Raw genomic sequence first — 576 nt, 5'->3', positions numbered from 1 at the left:
CCTTTGCATTTTTATCATAATGAACTACAGCTGAACCATCAGACTGAAGGTTATTAGAAAGATCCTTCAAGCTTGCATCAAGCTGGCCTTTATTAACTGCTTCATTCTCTTTCTTTGCTGCCTTTACACCAGAAAGCGTACGATCCGCATGTGCGCTATCTGCTATACTGATGCTGCCGCCATCTTTCTCACCACCAATCGCGATAACTTTTGTTTTCTCGTCTTGCTTAACTAAGCTATCTCCCACAACTTTGGTAATCTCGTTCTTTACTTCTTTATGTATATTGGTAATAGAACTACCAACTCCAGCAAAAGCTTCCGCTACATTGTGATAACTTGACTCACTTTCTGTACCATCTGCATTAAGCGACTTAACCTGAAATGTTGGGGCCGTCCATTGACCATTCTCATATCCTGCTCCTCCACCAAAATAGGTCGCAACTGTCTTATTCAAAGAATAGAGCTGATTACCTGCTACAGCATCCGTTGAGGTTGCAGTAATGTCTCCATTCTTCAGAGATGTAATCTTGCTGCTTTCTTTTTTGTCTCCATGTGTCGCTACAAAGGCATCTTTAG

General features: G+C 41.5%; 1 pseudogene. It reads right to left on the bottom strand.

Annotated features, from left to right (window positions below):
• Nucleotides 1-576: pseudogene (locus J7R13_RS08670) on the bottom strand (Vomp family autotransporter); the annotation flags it as partial.

Source organism: Bartonella taylorii 8TBB, assembly GCF_902825155.1.
GTDB lineage: Bacteria > Pseudomonadota > Alphaproteobacteria > Rhizobiales > Rhizobiaceae > Bartonella > Bartonella taylorii_A.
This window is presented reverse-complemented; position numbering and strand designations above follow the sequence as displayed.